The organism is Tateyamaria pelophila (assembly GCF_019966495.1).
Taxonomy (GTDB): domain Bacteria; phylum Pseudomonadota; class Alphaproteobacteria; order Rhodobacterales; family Rhodobacteraceae; genus Tateyamaria; species Tateyamaria pelophila.
Genome location: NZ_JAIMIA010000005.1, coordinates 68,014 through 84,307, shown reverse-complemented (window position 1 = coordinate 84,307; position 16,294 = coordinate 68,014). Strand labels below are relative to the sequence as shown.

Annotated in this window: 18 protein-coding genes; 12 read left to right on the top strand and 6 right to left on the bottom strand. The window is 60.4% G+C overall.

Features of this window, described 5'->3' with window-relative positions; translation table 11 throughout:
- The first annotated feature begins 4 nt into the window (after positions 1 to 4).
- Positions 5 to 541: a F0F1 ATP synthase subunit B' gene (locus LC354_RS03295; RefSeq protein WP_223421414.1), complete on the top strand. Its 537-nt coding sequence runs from the start codon at positions 5 to 7 to the stop codon at positions 539 to 541.
- 5 nt (positions 542 to 546) lie between these two features.
- The gene (locus LC354_RS03290; protein WP_223421413.1) at positions 547 to 1,113 is read left to right on the top strand and encodes a F0F1 ATP synthase subunit B; all 567 of its coding nucleotides are present in this window, start codon (positions 547 to 549) and stop codon (positions 1,111 to 1,113) included.
- 151 nt (positions 1,114 to 1,264) lie between these two features.
- On the opposite strand, the gene LC354_RS03285 is transcribed toward LC354_RS03290, so the two are convergent.
- Positions 1,265 to 2,032, bottom strand: a complete 768-nt coding sequence (locus LC354_RS03285) for a FadR/GntR family transcriptional regulator (RefSeq protein WP_223421412.1) — start codon at positions 2,030 to 2,032, stop codon at positions 1,265 to 1,267.
- A gap of 136 nt (positions 2,033 to 2,168) precedes the next feature.
- Here LC354_RS03285 and LC354_RS03280 point away from each other — a divergent pair, with 136 nt between their 5' ends.
- From LC354_RS03280 to LC354_RS03270, 3 genes are all read left to right on the top strand, one after another.
- A complete protein-coding gene (locus LC354_RS03280; protein ID WP_223421411.1) occupies positions 2,169 to 2,564 on the top strand; it encodes a hypothetical protein in 396 nt (131 codons plus the stop codon).
- Positions 2,565 to 2,702: 138 nt separating this feature from the next.
- Positions 2,703 to 6,158, top strand: a complete 3,456-nt coding sequence (gene smc, locus LC354_RS03275; protein ID WP_223421410.1) for a chromosome segregation protein SMC — start codon at positions 2,703 to 2,705, stop codon at positions 6,156 to 6,158.
- 210 nt (positions 6,159 to 6,368) lie between these two features.
- Positions 6,369 to 6,584, top strand: a complete 216-nt coding sequence (locus LC354_RS03270) for a hypothetical protein (RefSeq protein ID WP_223421409.1) — start codon at positions 6,369 to 6,371, stop codon at positions 6,582 to 6,584.
- 50 nt (positions 6,585 to 6,634) lie between these two features.
- Here the strand turns inward: LC354_RS03270 and LC354_RS03265 are convergent, their stop codons facing one another.
- From LC354_RS03265 to cobD, 3 genes are read right to left on the bottom strand one after another with little or no spacing between them, the layout of a single operon-like run.
- Positions 6,635 to 7,807, bottom strand: a complete 1,173-nt coding sequence (locus tag LC354_RS03265) for a lytic murein transglycosylase (protein WP_223421408.1) — start codon at positions 7,805 to 7,807, stop codon at positions 6,635 to 6,637.
- Entirely contained in the window at positions 7,795 to 8,715 is a 921-nt protein-coding gene (gene cbiB, locus LC354_RS03260; protein ID WP_223421407.1) for an adenosylcobinamide-phosphate synthase CbiB, read from the bottom strand. Before cbiB ends, LC354_RS03265 begins: the two co-directional genes overlap by 13 nt.
- Positions 8,712 to 9,650, bottom strand: coding sequence for a threonine-phosphate decarboxylase CobD (cobD, locus tag LC354_RS03255; protein ID WP_223421406.1), 939 nt, complete (start codon positions 9,648 to 9,650; stop codon positions 8,712 to 8,714). The genes cbiB and cobD overlap by 4 nt, the downstream gene beginning before the upstream one ends.
- Positions 9,651 to 9,838: 188 nt before the next feature.
- On the opposite strand from cobD, the gene LC354_RS03250 reads away from it, so the two are divergent.
- Positions 9,839 to 10,198 (top strand): response regulator, encoded by a 360-nt coding sequence (locus LC354_RS03250; RefSeq protein WP_223421405.1) that lies wholly within the window; start codon positions 9,839 to 9,841, stop codon positions 10,196 to 10,198.
- Here the strand turns inward: LC354_RS03250 and LC354_RS03245 are convergent.
- A complete protein-coding gene (locus tag LC354_RS03245) occupies positions 10,183 to 11,169 on the bottom strand; it encodes a glutathione S-transferase family protein (protein ID WP_223421404.1) in 987 nt (328 codons plus the stop codon). The genes LC354_RS03250 and LC354_RS03245 overlap by 16 nt on opposite strands.
- 206 nt (positions 11,170 to 11,375) lie before the next feature.
- On the opposite strand from LC354_RS03245, the gene LC354_RS03240 reads away from it, so the two are divergent.
- From LC354_RS03240 to LC354_RS03230, 3 genes are all read left to right on the top strand, one after another.
- On the top strand, positions 11,376 to 11,738 hold the full coding sequence (locus LC354_RS03240) for a hypothetical protein (RefSeq protein WP_223421403.1): 363 nt from the start codon (positions 11,376 to 11,378) through the stop codon (positions 11,736 to 11,738).
- A gap of 114 nt (positions 11,739 to 11,852) precedes the next feature.
- Entirely contained in the window at positions 11,853 to 12,200 is a 348-nt protein-coding gene (locus tag LC354_RS03235) for a hypothetical protein (RefSeq protein WP_223421402.1), read from the top strand.
- 143 nt (positions 12,201 to 12,343) lie between these two features.
- Positions 12,344 to 13,441 carry an HlyD family secretion protein gene (locus LC354_RS03230; protein WP_317849266.1) on the top strand — a complete coding sequence of 366 codons (1,098 nt, stop codon included), beginning with the start codon at positions 12,344 to 12,346 and terminating at the stop codon, positions 13,439 to 13,441.
- Positions 13,442 to 13,491: 50 nt separating this feature from the next.
- Here the strand turns inward: LC354_RS03230 and LC354_RS03225 are convergent, their stop codons facing one another.
- A complete protein-coding gene (locus LC354_RS03225) occupies positions 13,492 to 14,661 on the bottom strand; it encodes a MalY/PatB family protein (protein WP_223421401.1) in 1,170 nt (389 codons plus the stop codon).
- 99 nt (positions 14,662 to 14,760) lie between these two features.
- Between LC354_RS03225 and def (LC354_RS03220) the strand changes: the two genes are divergently transcribed.
- Genes def (LC354_RS03220) through def (LC354_RS03210) form a run of 3 tightly spaced genes read left to right on the top strand, consistent with a single transcriptional unit; the run spans position 14,761 to position 16,273 of the window.
- Positions 14,761 to 15,285 (top strand): peptide deformylase, encoded by a 525-nt coding sequence (gene def / locus LC354_RS03220; protein WP_223421400.1) that lies wholly within the window; start codon positions 14,761 to 14,763, stop codon positions 15,283 to 15,285.
- A complete protein-coding gene (gene def, locus LC354_RS03215; protein ID WP_223421399.1) occupies positions 15,282 to 15,779 on the top strand; it encodes a peptide deformylase in 498 nt (165 codons plus the stop codon). The genes def (LC354_RS03220) and def (LC354_RS03215) overlap by 4 nt, the downstream gene beginning before the upstream one ends.
- Positions 15,779 to 16,273: a peptide deformylase gene (gene def / locus LC354_RS03210; RefSeq protein ID WP_223421398.1), complete on the top strand. Its 495-nt coding sequence runs from the start codon at positions 15,779 to 15,781 to the stop codon at positions 16,271 to 16,273. The genes def (LC354_RS03215) and def (LC354_RS03210) overlap by 1 nt, the downstream gene beginning before the upstream one ends.
- Positions 16,274 to 16,294: the final 21 nt, after the last annotated feature.

Here is a 16,294-nt window from a genome sequence, read left to right as displayed (position 1 = left end):
CGACATGGCAGATACAACAAACGCCGCAGGCGAAGTTGCACTTGGCGCCCCTCCGGGGATGCCGCAACTCGACATCGGCACATTCGACAACCAGGTTTTCTGGCTGCTGATCACGCTGGTCGTGATTTACTTCGTGCTCTCGCGTGTCGCGTTGCCGCGTATTGCAGCCATCCTTGCCGAGCGGCAGGGGACGATAACAAACGACATTGCGGCGGCCGAGGATCTGAAGGCCAAGGCACATGACGCCGAAGCGGCCTATGACAAGGCCCTGGCTGATGCCCGTGCCGAAGCACAACGCATTTCGGCAGAGACAAAGGCAACCATTCAGGCAGACCTGAACGTCGCCATCGCCAAGGCAGACGCCGAGATTGCCGCAAGAACGGCAGAGAGCGAAAAGGCTATTGCCGAAATTCGCGAGGGTGCCATGGAGGCCGTTGCAGAAGTCGCCAAGGATACAGCAATGGAAATCGTGGCCGTGATGGGCGGCAAAGCAGATCAAAGCACGATCGACACTGCGGTCTCTGACCGGATGAAAGGGTAACTCAGATGTTGAAGCAAACCCTTATAGGTGCAGGCGTCATTACGCTTTCCGCAAGCCCGGGCCTGGCGGCCACAGGTCCATTCTTCAGCTTTGCGAACACGGACTTCGTGGTGCTGATATCTTTCATCATCTTCCTCGGCGTCCTGGCCTATTTCAAAGTGCCGGGCATGCTGTCCAAGATGTTGGATGATCGGTCAACAGGCATCCAATCCGAACTGGATGAAGCGCGCGCGCTGCGCGAAGAGGCGCAAACCCTTCTGGCCTCATACGAGCGCAAGCACAAGGAAGTGCAGGCCCAGTCGGATCGGATCGTTGCACAGGCCAAGGCGGATGCTGAAGCTGCCGCAGATCAGGCACGCGTGGAACTGGCGAAGTCGATCGAACGCCGCGTCGCCACTGCGGAAGACCAGATTGCATCGGCGCAGGCCGGCGCTGTCAAAGAGGTGCGCGATATGGCGGCAAACATCGCCATCATGGCGGCACGCGACGTCATTGCAAAACAGATGACGGCAGCGGACGGGAATGCGTTGATTGATGACGCAATTGCGCAGGTCGACGCCAAGCTACACTGATTTTGGGCGAACTCAGAGTTGAAAAGTCCCGGCTTTTTCGCCGGGATTTTTTTTGCCCAAAGGCGCGGCTACGCCGCACGCCGAATATGAAGGGCTCTGCCCCGTCCGGCGGACTCCCCGGGATATTTAGGGCCTAAAGAAAAGGGCAACGTCAGTTGGCCGTTTCGTGGTCCAGGCGTTGCAGGGCAATATTTTCGTTCTGTTCGGCAGTTATCTGGTCACGCAGCGCCCGTTCGACGTAATCCAGATGGGCGTGTACCGCGGCGCGGGCAGCGCGCGGATCACGGTCCTGCAGAGCGTCGTTGATGGCACGGTGTTGGTCTAGCAGGGCCTCTCGGGTCGTGCGTTGTTTGAACATGACCTGACGATTGTAGAACACGCCTTCCCGGAGCAATTCGTACATGGACCGCATCATGTGAAGCATGACGACGTTATGGCTGGCCTCAATGATTGCCATGTGGAATTGCGCGTCGAGCTTGGCCTCTTCGTCGGAATTTCGCTTGGGGTGAGCGCCTTCCATCTTGGCAAAGACGGCCTGAACAACGGCGAGGTCGGTGTCGGAGGCCAGCCGCGCGGCGCGTTCGGCGGCGAGCCCTTCCATGTCGCGCCGGAAACTGAGGTAATCAAAAACCGCTTCGTCATGGCGGGCAAAAAGTTGTGTCAGCGCGGGGGCGAAGGCAGAGCCCAGCACATCCGCCACATATATCCCGGCGCCTGGCCGTGCAGTGAGCAGGCCCGTGTCTTGCAACACACCGATGGCGTCGCGCAACGATGGGCGTGACACACCCATCCGCTCTGCCAGTTCGCGCTCTGACGGCAAACGCTCTCCCGGCCGCAAGATGCCACGCAGGATCAACTGCTCGATCTGACGCACAACGGCGGTGGATAGTTTTTCAGGGTGAACGGGGCGGAACGGCATTCTTGCTCCTGTTTGAATTGGTAAAATCATATGACCAATGGAGAGCCGGTGCAATATTGCCCGTAAGGCGGACGCATCGTCCGCCATGGTTAATTCTGTGTTAACGAGTTGATGTCATCTGAGGTGCATGCGGATCATGCTTCTTTTTTTGACGGTTCTTGCGGCATGCAACACGGCCGGCCCTCGCTTTCGCGGTTTGCCCGCCACGACGGTGACCATAGACGGGTCAACTTTCGATGTGCGCGTCAACGGACGTTTGGCCGAGGCGATCCGCACCAACATGGAATACGCGCCCCGCTTTGGCCCTGTCCAAAGCAGAGCTGGAAAGGCGATGCAGTTGGTGAGTGGATGCACGGTCAAGGAAGTGCGTGGGGATCAGGCCGTCGCCCTGGGTATTCTCGATTGCGGCGGAACTCCTTCGGACATTGATCAGTTGCAGCCGCAAGGTGAATACGAGTGTTTCTCGATCGACCGCTACATTAGCCCGGCGACGAATGAGGTGGTTCTGGATCTGGATTGCGCGCCCGTGTGAGGCGATAAATCGGCGAAAAACCGCAATATCTTGTGGATAAGCCGTTTGTAGCCCCTGTTTGTGGGGGTCATCCGTTGACAGCGCAGCTTTGCAGCGTTCAAAATCGCGTCCAACCAAGGCAGACCGGGACGGCGGCAATTGCGCTTTTCAAAACTCAGACTGACAGGCTTCAAATCTTTCGTTGATCCGACGGATCTGATCATTGCGGACGGCCTGACCGGTGTCGTCGGCCCGAACGGGTGCGGCAAGTCGAACCTGCTTGAGGCGCTGCGCTGGGTAATGGGGGAAAATCGTCCGACCGCGATGCGTGGCGGTGGGATGGAGGATGTGATCTTTGCCGGGGCCGCCACCCGTCCGGCGCGTAACTTTGCAGAGGTCAGCCTCCATCTGGACAATTCCGAACGTTTGGCCCCGGCGGGTTTCAACGACCTTGATACGTTGGATATCGTGCGCCGCATCACGCGCGATGTCGGCAGTGCCTACAAGACCAACGGAAAAGATGTGCGCGCACGCGATGTGCAGATGCTCTTTGCGGATGCCTCAACGGGTGCGCACAGCCCGGCGCTCGTGCGGCAAGGCCAGATCGCGGAACTGATCAACGCCAAACCCAAGAACCGTCGCCGTATTCTGGAAGAAGCGGCGGGTATTTCGGGCCTCTATCAGCGCCGTCATGAGGCGGAGTTGAAGCTGAACGGGGCGGAGCAAAACCTCTCCCGTGTCGATGACGTCATCGAGCAGTTGGCGGCGCAACTGGCACAACTGGCCCGGCAGGCTCGGCAGGCTGCACGGTATCGCGAGATCGGGGAAAGCCTGCGCAGTGCGGAAGGTCAGTTGTTGTATCGCCGCTGGCGCGAGGCTGATACCGCGCGGGCTGCGGCAGATGAGGAGTTGCGTGCGCGCACGACCACCACGGCGCAAGCGGAGGGGGCGGTGCGGGTGTCGTCCAAGGCCCGCGAAGCGGCAGAGGCGGCGTTGCCCGCCTTGCGCGAAGAGGACGCTATTGCGGCGGCGGTCTTGCAGCGTTTGACGGTGCAGCGTGATACGCTCAGCGATCAGGAAGCGCAGGCCGCGCGCACGATCGAGACCCTGACCCAACGCATCACCCAACTGGCCCGGGACATTGATCGCGAAGGCGGGTTGAACCGGGATGCGGGCGAGACGATCGAGCGCCTTGAGTGGGAAGCGGCCGAGATCGCAAAGGCCAGCGAAGGCCACGCTGAGCATTTGGCGGATGCGGCAGAAGCAGCGCGCGAGGCAGGGCAGGTCTTGCAGACGCGCGAAGCGGACCAGTCCGAAAAAACCGAAGATGTCGCGCGGCTGGCGGCCCGGCATGGATCGGCGCAACGCCTGCTCGAAGACAATCGCAAGATCGAGGCGAAGTCCGAGGGTGAAGCCGACAAGGCCCGCGCCGCCGTTGCTGCCAGTCAGGCGGCGCTCGACAAGGCGGGACTGGATTTCGAAGCGGCGCGCAAGGCAGAAGCCGAGGCCGAGGCGACCGCCATGAAAGCCGATGCAACCTTGCTGTCTGCTGAGGAGGCGCGGGCCGAAACGCAGGCCCGCGAGGCGGATGCCCGTGCCGAACGGTCCGAGGCCGAGGGTGAGATGAACGCTTTGCGTGCCGAAGCCGGAGCGCTGGCCAAATTGGTCGAACGCGACACGGCAGAAGGGGGTCAGATATTGGACCGCCTGCAGGTTCAGCAGGGGTTTGAAAAGGCCTTAGGCGCCGCGCTCGCGGATGATTTGCGTGCGCCGGAAGTGGGCGAGGACGGACCGTCCGGCTGGGCGGTGCTGCGCCCCTATGATGCGCACCAGCCGCTGCCCAAAGGGGTGACCCCGCTGACGCTGCATGTGTCGGTGCCCGATGTGCTGGTCCGCCGGATGAGCCAGATTGGCCTGGTCGATCCGGATGATGCACAGCGCCTGCAACCGTTGTTGCAACCCGGCCAGCGTTTGGTGTCGCCCGAGGGCGATTTGTGGCGTTGGGACGGGTTTCGCGCCTGGGCGGAAGATGCGCCAAGTGCGGCGGCATTGCGTCTGCAACAGCTCAACAGGTTGGAAGAACTCAAGCAATCGCTAGAGCGCGCGACGGCCCGGGCCGATGGTGCGCGGCAGGCCCATGAGACCCTGACTGCGCGCATGTCAGAGTTGGCCGAGGCCGACAAACAGGCGCGTCTCGCACGGCGCGAGGCGGATAGGCTGGTTGCGGATGCCGCGCGTGCGTTGAGCCGTGCGGAGGCCGATCGCAATCTGGCCGAGGGACGGTTGGAATCCCTTGGTCTGGCTGTTGCGCGCCACGAAGAGGATGCGATGGCGGCGCGTGTGCGTGTGGCCGAAGCGGAAAGTGCCCTGGCCGAACTGCCGGATCTGGAGGCCGCGCGCGCCGATATCGAAGATCTGCGCATGACGGTTGAAGCGGCGCGGATCACGATGATGACCCGCCGCTCGGCCCATGATGACCTGCGCCGCACCGGCGAGGCCCGGACCAAGCGTGCGCAAGAAATTACCAAAGAGGTCAGCGGCTGGAAACATCGGCTTGAGACCGCCGAAAAGCGCACCGCCGAATTGTCGGAACGCAAGGAAGGGTCCGAAGCTGAACTGGCCTTGGCTCAGGCCGCCCCGGTTGAGCTGGCGGCCAAACGTGACGCGCTGGCTCAGGAGATTTTGAGAGCGGACGCCCGAAAGGCGCAGGCCGCCAACGCGCTGTCAGAAGGAGAAGGGGCGTTGCGCGATGCAGCGCTGGCCGAGCGTGAAGCGGAACGTCTGGCCTCGGAGGCCCGTGAAGCGCGCGCCCGATCCGAAGCCCGGCTGGAGGCAGCGCACGAGACGGTGGCCGCTGCCGCTGAACGGATCGCGGAAGAACATCAGATGACGCCGAACCAGTTGCTCACGGCGTTGGATGTGACACCGGATGCAATGCCCAAGGCCGAGGCGTTGGAAGCGGATGTCAATCGCCTGAAACGCCAGCGGGATGCGTTGGGAGCCGTGAACCTGCGCGCCGAAGAAGACGCCAAGGAAGTCCAGGTCGACCATGACGCGCTGATCACCGAAAAGGCCGACCTTGAGGAGGCGATCAAGACCCTGCGCCACGGAATTGCGAGCCTGAACCGGGAAGGGCGCGAGCGTTTGCTGACCGCCTTTGAACAGGTCAATTCGAACTTCTCCTTGCTCTTTACCCACCTTTTTGGTGGCGGTGAGGCCAATCTGGTCATGGTCGAAAGCGATGATCCGCTGGAGGCCGGCCTTGAGATCATGTGCCAACCGCCGGGCAAGAAGCTGTCGACGCTGAGCCTCTTGTCGGGGGGCGAACAGACCCTGACGGCGATGGCGCTGATCTTCGCGGTGTTCTTGGCCAATCCTGCGCCCATCTGTGTGCTGGATGAGGTCGATGCGCCGCTGGATGATGCCAACGTCACCCGCTTTTGTGATCTGCTGGACGAAATGTGTCGCCGCACGGATACCCGTTTCCTCATCATCACCCACCATGCGGTGACCATGGCGCGGATGGATCGGTTGTTTGGAGTGACCATGGCGGAGCAGGGCGTGAGCCAGTTGGTGTCGGTGGACCTCAAGAAGGCCGAAAAGCTGGTCGCATGACCGGCACGGATCGCTAAAAGCCCATATGCGCCGGGTCGTCAAAACAACCACCGTTCAATCCGCCCAGCGTGAGACTGCCATCGCTCTCGGTACGCTCGACCCTGAGCAGCACAGGGGCTGAAGTGTACATTTGCGCAAACGCGCTCTGCCGATATGGCATCTGAAGGCCGATTGACTCCGGGCTCCGGTTTGGTGGTGTCACGGAACGGCTTGCAAAAAGTACAGCACGTCATGGATCGCGGCTTTGCGGACGATCCGACCGTTCAGTGGATTCTGGATACGCCTAAGGCGTTTGCGGTTGAGCATCACCAGTATGTCGCCCCCTGCGCAGCACTCAAATTCGAACATGGCGGTGTTCTCAGCGTGGGTGATTTTGAAGGGACTACTATCTGGTATCCGATGATCCGGCCCTGTCGCGACATTTGACGCTTGCAGATCGAACGTGATCGCAATGCCAGCCGCGCCGCGCGCTTGCTCTACAGTTGGTTGAGCAATGCGGGCGTTGGCCACGCATCGGCAGGCAGCCCAAGTCGGATTTGCTCCGCCTGAACGGCGCTGCGCGTGCCCGCACCGAGGATGCCGTCGATGTTGCCCACGTCGTAGCCGCGCGCCTGCAGTTTGCGCTGCAATTGCTTCATCTGATCGGCTCCGAGGCCCATGTCGGGGGTGCCTGCATCATAAATCTGCGCTCCGGCCAGACGCGTGGCGAAATAGGCGGCGGTCAGAACGTAGGTAAAGGATTGATTCCAATCGAAATATACGTTGAAATTCGGGTAGGCGAGAAAGGCTGGCCCTTTGTGCCCTTGCGGCAGGATCAGAGAGGCGGGCAGGTCCGCCAACGGGCCTTGTCGCGCCTCAATACCCATGGCCTGCCATTCCGCGGGCGACTTGGTGGTTCCCACGCCGCTCAGGCTCCAATCTATATTGGCGGGGACTGTGACCTCTTGCAGCCATGGCTCATTTGCGCGCCAACCAAGGTGTTGCAGCATCTTGCCGCCCGACATCAACGCATCCGGGGCGGAGGTCTTGAGCCGCACCGCACCGTCGCCGTCGCCGTCAACACCATTGGTCAGGATATCCTGGGGCAACATCTGCACCATGCCAATTTCGCCTGCCCAGGCACCCGTGGTGGTGCGTGGGTCAAACCCGCCTTGGGCGTAAAGCTCGATTGCGGCGAGGGCCTGAGGGCGGAAGAGGTCCGGGCGGCGGCAATCATGGGCGAGGGTCACCAAAGCGTTGGCGGTGTTGAAATTGCCTTGAAACGCGCCGTAATCCGTCTCGAACGCCCAGAAGGCCAGAAGGACATGTCGATCGACGCCATAACGTTGTTCGACCTGATCAAAGACAGACGCATATTGGCGGGCCTTGGCCCGGCCCGTGTCGATCCGGTTTTGAGAGATCAGACGGCGCGAGAAGTCGATGAAGGGCCGCTGGAAAACCCCTTGCGCCCGATCGGCTTTGAGCACGGCCGGGTCCTGACGGACGCCGGACAAGAACGCATCGGCAGTTTTCGGATCGATCCCGCGGGCCACGGCTTCGGATTGCAGACCCGCCTTGAACGCGTTGAATGAACCGCCGCATTGGGCATGAGCGCCAAGCGGCAATAGCCCAAGGGCGCATATCAGGCTGATCTGTTTCAAAAGGCCCATGAAATTCCTCCGATGGATGCGGTGACGAGAATCGCGATGCCCCATGCTTTCCATGTTATAGTTATTGCAGCGTCAATATCGACCGGTGTGAGGTCGCGCCGTCCTGTTCCATTGACCCAGGCCAAGTCCTGTATCGTGCCGTGATAGCTGCGTGGCCCGGCCAGCGCGATGGACAGGGCGCGTGCCATGGCGGCCTCGGGCCAGCCTGCGTTGGGCGAGCGGTGGTGTGCGGCATCCCGAGTGATGGCGCTCCACTGCGACAGGCTTTGCCCGACCAGCGCGATCAACACGGCTGTGATCCGGGCGGGTATCCAGTTGAGGACATCATCGAGGCGGGCAGCGGCCCACCCAAACTGCGCATGGCGCGGGGTGAGGTATCCGATCATGCTGTCGGCGGTGTTCACGACCTTGTAGATCATGATCCCCGGCAACCCTGCGATCAGAAACCAGAAGGCGGGCGCAATGACGCCGTCGCTGAAATTCTCCGACAGGCTTTCGATTGCGGCACGTGCGGTGTCCGAGGCGCTGGACTGGCTGACGTCGCGGCTGACGATCATTGCGACCGCCTTGCGCCCGGCTTCTTCAGATTGTGCGAGGCCTTCACTCACGGCCCTGACATGTTCGACCAGTGATTTTTGGGCCAGCAGGATGGCCGCTCCGAGGGTCGTGGCCACCGGTCCCAAAACGCTGATGGCCCATCCGATGGCGCCTGCGCCTATGACCAGTATGGCGATGGCGATGCAGCCGTGCAGCTTGGTGCCATTGGTGCCGTTCCACGATTTGTCCAAGGCTCCGACCGCCCTGCCCATGAGCACAGCCGGATGCGGAACGCGGGACCACAGCCAGCGCGGCTCGCCCGCGATTGCGTCGAGGATCAACGCAAGGACGAGCAAAACGGGTGTGCTCAAAGGGCCGCCTCCAGCCTTGTCCAATCCTGCGGGCCGGGCAGGCCAAGGCGAAGCCAGTTTGAAGCGTAAGGAAAGGTGCGGCTCCAGATGTGGTGTTGTGCGAGGCGGTGTTGCCAGAGTTGCGCATCGTCAACGTCATAGAGGCGGAACAGCGTCGTGCCGCCGACGACTGTAGCGCCATGGCCGCTTAGCAGTGCATCCAGTTGGTGCGCGTCATTTGTAAGCCGCTGGCGCGTTTGAGCAGCCCATTGTGTATCTTGCAACGCGCGCGCCCCGACGGTGAGCGCGATCCCTGAAACCGGCCAGGGGCCCAGCATGTCGCGCAGCCTGGCGATCAGCTTTGGGTCGCCGATGACAAAGCCCAATCGTACGCCTGCGAGACCCCAGAATTTGCCAAAGCTCTTGAGGATCAGAACGCCCGGTCGATCTGCTTGCGCGATCAGCGATCGATCCGGTGCGATATCGCCAAAGCTCTCGTCAATGATGTTCAGACCGCCCGACAGGGCGGATGCCGACCAGAGCCGCCCATCCGGGTTGTTGGGGTGAACCAGAACCTGCGCTTCGGCGGGCGCATGGCCTGTCACCTGCCATCCCTGTGCCGCAAAACTGGCCGCGTGTTCATTATAGGTTGGCGCGGGGATCATCACACGGGCAGGTTTGGCAAGGCGGGGGATCTGGGCAATCAGGGCGGAGGCGCCGGGGGCGGCCAGTATATCCGCGCCTTCGGGAACGCCCCAGAAATGGCGCGCTGCCTGGGTCAAGGCCTGGGCCGCCGCCTGATCCGGCAAGGCCGTCCAGCTTGACATGGGCAGGTCGGGAATCGGGTAGGGAACGGGATTGATCCCGGTCGAGAGGTCGATCCAATCCGAGCGGTCTCCGCCATATTGCGCGGCCGCCGCATCGATTCCACCTCCGTGATCTCGTGCTTTAGTCAATGTGCAAGGCTCCAGTTAAACTTACCCTCATTTTGGCGGATACGCGCCAGCAAAGAGCGGATCACCGCGCATTTATCAAGTGTGATCGGAATGTGTTAAGGCATATTCATTCTTGTTAATAGTTTGTTAAGACAATCGGCTCCAAGTGAAAGGGTATGGTATAGAAATCGGCTCGATCCGGAGTGATCATGAACGTGTTAATTGTCGAAAGCTGCCAAGACCTGGCCGCGATATGGCGGCGTCACCTTGAAAGACAGGGCATGAGCGTTGCGCTGGCCACCGGCCAGACCGATGCTGTGAGATATCTGTCTGAGCACGAGACTGATATCATCGTTCTTAATCTTGTGTTGGAATATGGAAGCGCTCTGGCCGTGTCGGATTTCGCCAACTACCGCAGACCCGAGGCGCGGGTGATTTTCGTCACCAACACCACATTCTTCTCGGACGGATCAATTTTCAATCATTCGAGCAACGCCTGCGCGTTCCTGCCTGCGACCACGGCGCCAGAGGATCTGGCGGCCATGGTCGAACATTACGCGGCCAGTTGATTGCGGCTGTGCGGCGCCCCGAAATCGAGCACGGGATTGATTGGGATGATCCGGTGCGGATTGATGCTTTCGTGGCTGTAGTGATAGTGGCGCACGATGTGGTCCATGTTGACGGTCTCGGCGACACCGGGGCGTTGGTATAGCTCGCGGGTGTAGGCCCAGAGATTCGGGTAATCCACCACACGGTTGCGATTGCATTTGAAATGCAGGTGATAGACGGAATCGAAGCGTACCAGCGTCGTGAACAGCCGCCAGTCAGCCTCGGTCAGCGTGCCGCCCATCAGGTAGCGACGGGTGGACAGTCGCTCTTCGAGCCAGTCCATGGTGTCGAACAGCGCATGTACCGCTTCGTCATAGGCCTGTTGCGATGTGGCAAAGCCGGACTTGTAAACGCCGTTGTTGAGCGTGTCGTAGATCCGGTCATTGACGGGTGCGATGGCGTCACGCAATTCGGCAGGCCAATAGTCGTCCGTGTTTCCGGTGATCTCATCAAAGGCGCTGTTGAACATGCGGATGATCTCTGAGCTTTCATTGCTCACGATCGTTTCGCGCTCCTTGTCCCACAGGATCGGCACGGTCACACGGCCGGAGAATGCCGGGTCCGCCTTGGTATAGATGTCGCGGGCAAAGGGCAGCCCGTAGAGCGTGTCACCGGTCGCTCCGAACGCATCTGTTTCAAAGGTCCACCCATCGTCCAGCATGTCGGGATGCACGACGGAAACGCTGATGTGATCCTCAAGGTTTTTGAGGGTGCGGAAGATCAGCGCGCGGTGCGCCCAGGGGCAGGCGTGGGAGACATAGAGGTGGTAGCGCCCGGATTCAGCTTTGAAGCCGTCTGTTCCGGACGGGCCTGCGCTGCCATCCGGCGTCAGCCAGTTGCGGAATTTGGCGGCGGCGCGTTCGAATTTTCCGCCGTTGGATTTGGTATCATACCACCGGTCGTGCCAAACACCGTCGATCAAAAGGCCCATGTCCCATCTTCCTCCTTAGTTTATCTTGATGTAATCGGATCGGCCCGCAAAACCTATGCCATCGGTCGCGCATCGGCCCTGCATTTGCGCACAGGGGGGAAGTCACGGATTGGTTACACATAGCTCGTAAGTTGAACGCAGGACACTTAACTGACGGGGTGACGCGGCTGAAACGCGCGTTGTGCCGCGGAGCAGGAGATAAGGCCGTGACGACTTTTGTCCCAAGGGAAGTGCAGGCGGGTTTGGACAGCGCCCGGCTTGCTGCACTCAAATCAGGGTCGCGCCTGCGTTTGGTTGCGAATGGCAGGGCCCACCCGGTCTTGCGCCTGTGGAAATCGGGATTTTCGTTGGAAGCGGGTTCAGTCCCGGTTTTGCGAGGCCATGCCGACCTTTATGACGGGGCAATCCACTTGTTCCGGTGCCTGATCGTCGCGTTCGAAGAGGAGAATGGCGAGATGCGATTCGAGTTCAAGCGGTTGACGGCCGTGGCGGATCGCGCCGCGGTGGATTTTGAAATTGCAGCAGACGCGCCAGTGGCCTTGATCGCAGTATCAGATCCGGGTGAATAGGCTGCGACATACCGGATAATCAGAAGCGATGATGCTCGGTTTGGGGTGGTCATGTGGCACAGGCGCGGCTAGCGTTACGTGACATAGCGACCATTCCTTCAGGCGAGTTCATTCATGTCAGAGACGCGACACCCGCTGGCCCCTGAGCATCTGCCGTCCTATTTGGCTGGGGCCGACGGCAGCGATTTCCTGTTCACCTTCATGGTCTTTTTCCTTGTGGGCGCGGTGCTGTTGATCGGGGTCGCCTATTTCACCCTGCATGCACTGCCGGAACGGATGGCGCACAAGGGCAATGCAACGCAGTTACAACTGATCAGCATTCTGGCGATGCTGGCCCTGTTTACGCACAATAACCTGTTTTGGGTGGCTGCCATTGTCCTGGCGGCGTTTCGCCCTCCGGATATTGTCACGCCGTTGCAATCCATCGCCAAATCCCTGCACAGCATGACAAGTAAGGAGTAAGCTGCGATGCTCGAGCTTTTCCTGTGTTCGCTGGTCACGATTTTGCCGGATTACATGCTGCGCCGGCGTTTTCAGGGCAAACGCTGGGGCGAGCAGATCAACTTTTTCACAGTCTGGTACGAGTTGCGGTGGGGGATCACACTGTGTGCCATGCTGACCATCGGCTTGATCACGATTTTTTTTATTATCACCCGACCACCAGCAACGTCTCGTCCTTCTTTCGCACCGTCACGGTTCTGTCGGAAAGTGGCGGGCGGGTCGCGGAGGTTTTTGTGAGGAACAATGAAGACGTGCAGGCAGGCGAGCCGATCTTTCGTCTGGACGACAGCAGCCAGCAAGCCGCAGCCGAGACAGCACGGCGCCAGATTGCAGAGGTCGAGGCGTCGCTGGTGCTGGCAAGCTCCGAACGGGCGGCTGCGAATGCCCTGATCGAACAGGCGCGTGCGCAACTGACTCAGTCCACAGCTGACTTTGATCGTCAAAACTCACTGCTCGAGCGTGGATCGAGTGCCGTGAGCGTCCGCGACGTTGAAATCCTTGAAACGCAGGTTTCTGCCAACCAAGCGTCCGTGGACGCGGCCATGGCGGACCTGAGCGCGGTTGAAGCGAAGATTTCCGTGCAATTGCCGGCGCAACGCGCCAGCGCCGAAGCGGCCCTTGAGCAAGCCGAGACAGAGATCGAGAAACTGACGATCTATGCGGGCACCACAGGCCGGATCGAACAGTTGTCCCTGCAGGTGGGTGATATTGTCAGCCCCGTCTTGCGCCCTGCCGGTATTCTTGTGCCGACAGAGGTGGGCTATGGCCGCTTTCTCGCGGGCTTTCCGCAAGTGACCACGCAAGTGATCCAGCAAGGGGGCGTCGCGGAAATGATGTGTATCTCCAAGCCGTTCACGATCATTCCGATGGTGATCGTCGAAGTTCAGGATGTGATTGCCTCGGGTCAGGTACGTCCCTCAGATCTTCTGCTGGATCCACAGAATATTGGCACGCCCGGCACGATAAGCGCCTATCTTGAGCCGATCTTTCCGGGGCAGGCGGACGGTATCCCGCCGGGCAGCCGCTGTATCGCCAACGCCTACACCGACAACCACCATCGGCTTGAAACCGATGACACGCTGGGCTTTTTCCACCGGATTTTCCTGCACGTCGTCGACACGGTAGGCGTCGTACACGCCGCGGGCTTGCGCATCCGCGCATTGCTTCTGCCTTTGCAAACATTGGTGTTTACCGGTCACTGACCCAATGCAGGGTTCAAATTGCCGACGCTTTTTGAGAGCGTCGGCGGCGCCTATTGCAGATCGCCAAAGGCGCGTGTCAGCCGCTCAACGGCCTCTTGAATACGCGCGCGGGGCGTTGCGATGTTGAACCGCAGCCAGCTTTCGCCGCCTTTGCCGAATGTGGGGCCGTGATTGGCGGCAATCCCCGCATCCGTTTGCACCCTTTTGGTGAATTCCTCGCGGCTCATCCCGGTGCCATCAAAGTCAACCCAGGACAGATACGTCGCCTCAAGCGGCATCGACCTGAGGCCGGGGATCGCATTCACCCCTTCATCAAACAGACGCCTGTTTCCATCCAGATAGCGGACCAGATCATCCACCCATGCCGCCCCTTCCGGGGAATAGGCGGCAGGCACCATGAACATCCCGAACGCATTGGGCGACAGGCCCAGCGCCATCATCCGTTTGTCAAACCGTTTGCGCAGATCCGGATCGGCGATGATGACATTGCCCACATGCGCCCCGGCGATATTGAACGTCTTGGTGGTGGCCGTCATCATGATCAGCCGGTCTTGGATCCCCTCGATCAGGGCCATCGGAATATGGGTGTTTCCGGGCATCACCAGATCATGGTGGATTTCATCAGAGACAAGGATCAGGTCGTGCCGTTTGGCAAAGGCCGCGACCTCCGCCAGTTCCTGGGCCGTCCAGACCCGGCCACCGGGATTGTGCGGCGAGCACAGGATGACCATCTTTTCGGTGCCATCCAACTGCGCATCGTAAGCCGCGAAATCCATCTCGTAGCGTCCGTCGACCTGTTTCAGTTCACATTCGACAACACGGCGGTCGTTGGCTTTGATCACCTTGGCAAAGGCATGGTACACGGGCGTGAACAGGATAACCCCATCGCCGGGCTGCGTGAATGTGTCAACGCAAAGCGCCGTGCCATTCACCAGCCCATGGGTGGAAAAGATATCCGCGGCATCCACCGTCCACCCATGGCGGGTATCCATCCACCATTGAATCGCGGCCTTGTAGGCGCTGTCATCCCCGAAATACCCGATCACCCCATGATCCACTTGGCCTTGGACGGCGTCCAGAATGGCCTGCGGCGGGCGAAAATCCATATCGGCAACCCACATGGCAAGCCCGTCCTCGGGCGAGACGCCATAGATTTTTTCCATCATGTCCCATTTGCTGCAATGCGTGCCGCGGCGGTCGATGATTTCGTCAAAGCTCATATGGGTTCTCCTGATTGGCGTCGGCGGCAGGCTACTCTGGTGATCCGCAGGTGCAAGGGGACATTGCAGCTTGGGCCGCCATCCCCTAAATGAATTGCCATGAAACGTCCTATTATCCTGCACCCCGATCCCCGGTTGAAAAAGACCTCCCTTCCCGTCGAAGACCTGACGGACGAATTGCGCACGCTTGCCGATGATCTGCTGGACACGATGTACCACGCACCCGGCATCGGTCTGGCGTCGCCGCAAGTCGGTATTTTGCAACGGCTCATCGTTTTGGACTGCGTAAAGCTGGACAACGAAGCGCCGCGTCCGTTGATCATGTTCAATCCCGAGATCGTGGCCTCCTCAGAGGAAACCAGCGTTTACGAAGAAGGCTGTTTGTCCATGCCGGAGCAGTTCGCAGATGTGACGCGCCCGGCAGAGGTGCAGGTGCGCTGGATCGACCGCGATGGGAACGAACAGAACGAAGAGATGTCGGGCCTCTGGGCGACCTGTGTGCAGCACGAGATCGACCACCTCGATGGCAAGCTGTTCATCGATTATCTCAAGCCGCTGAAACGTCAACTGATCACGCGCAAGATGGTCAAGTTCAAGCGCGAGCGCGCCCGCGAAAAAGCATGAGTATACGTCCGATCTTGAAATGGCCGGACGCGCGGTTGACCCAAAACTGTGCGCCGGTGGCTGAAATCACGCCCGATCTGCGCGTATTGGTCGAGGATATGCTGGACACGATGTATGATGCTCCCGGGCGTGGCTTGGCCGCCCCTCAGATCGGTGTCATGCTCCGCGTGTTCGTGATGGATCCTACTGCCAAGGAGGCCGGGCGAAATCCTGTTGTCTGCATCAATCCGGAAATCATCTCCCTGGGCGCTGTGGTTGCAGAGGGGCCGGAAGGGTGTTTGTCCATTCCCGGTGTTTCCGCGCAGGTGTCCCGCCCTACCACCATCCGCATGGGATGGACTGATCTGGAGGGTGTGCAGCATGCGCAGGACTTGACCGGATTCGCGGCCATATGTGCGCAACATGAAATGGACCACCTGAACGGCATGGTCACCTTTGATCGGATAGATGCAGACCAACGCACCGCGTTGCAGGCCCAATACGAGGCCGCCTGATGGCTGTGCGTCCCTTTGTCATGTGGCCGGACAAGCGATTGCGCACGGCGTGCGCGCCGGTCGAAGCCATCACGGATGAGGTCCGGTCAATCTGGACTGACATGCTTGATACGATGTATGCCATGCCGGGTATCGGTCTCGGCGCACCTCAGATTGGTGTCATGTTGCGGCTGGCGGTAGTGGATGTCACGCCTGACAGGACGCGCCCGATTGTGATGGCGAACCCCGAGGTTCTGAGCGCAAGCCCGGAACCGCACACGTGGGCCGAAGGCAGTCCGTGCCTGCCCGGCGTCGAGGCCGAGATCACCCGGCCGAAAACGGTTTCCGTACGCTTTTTGAACAGGGATGGAGTTATCGAGCGTCGGGATTTTGTCGATCTCGAAGCGCGGTCCGTGCAGCATCAGATCGACCATCTGGCGGGCCGGATGTATTTTGACAATCTGGGTCGGGTGAAACGCGATATGCTGCTGCGTCGCGCCCGGAAACGGCGCTAGGGCGGAGGACGCCTCCGCCTT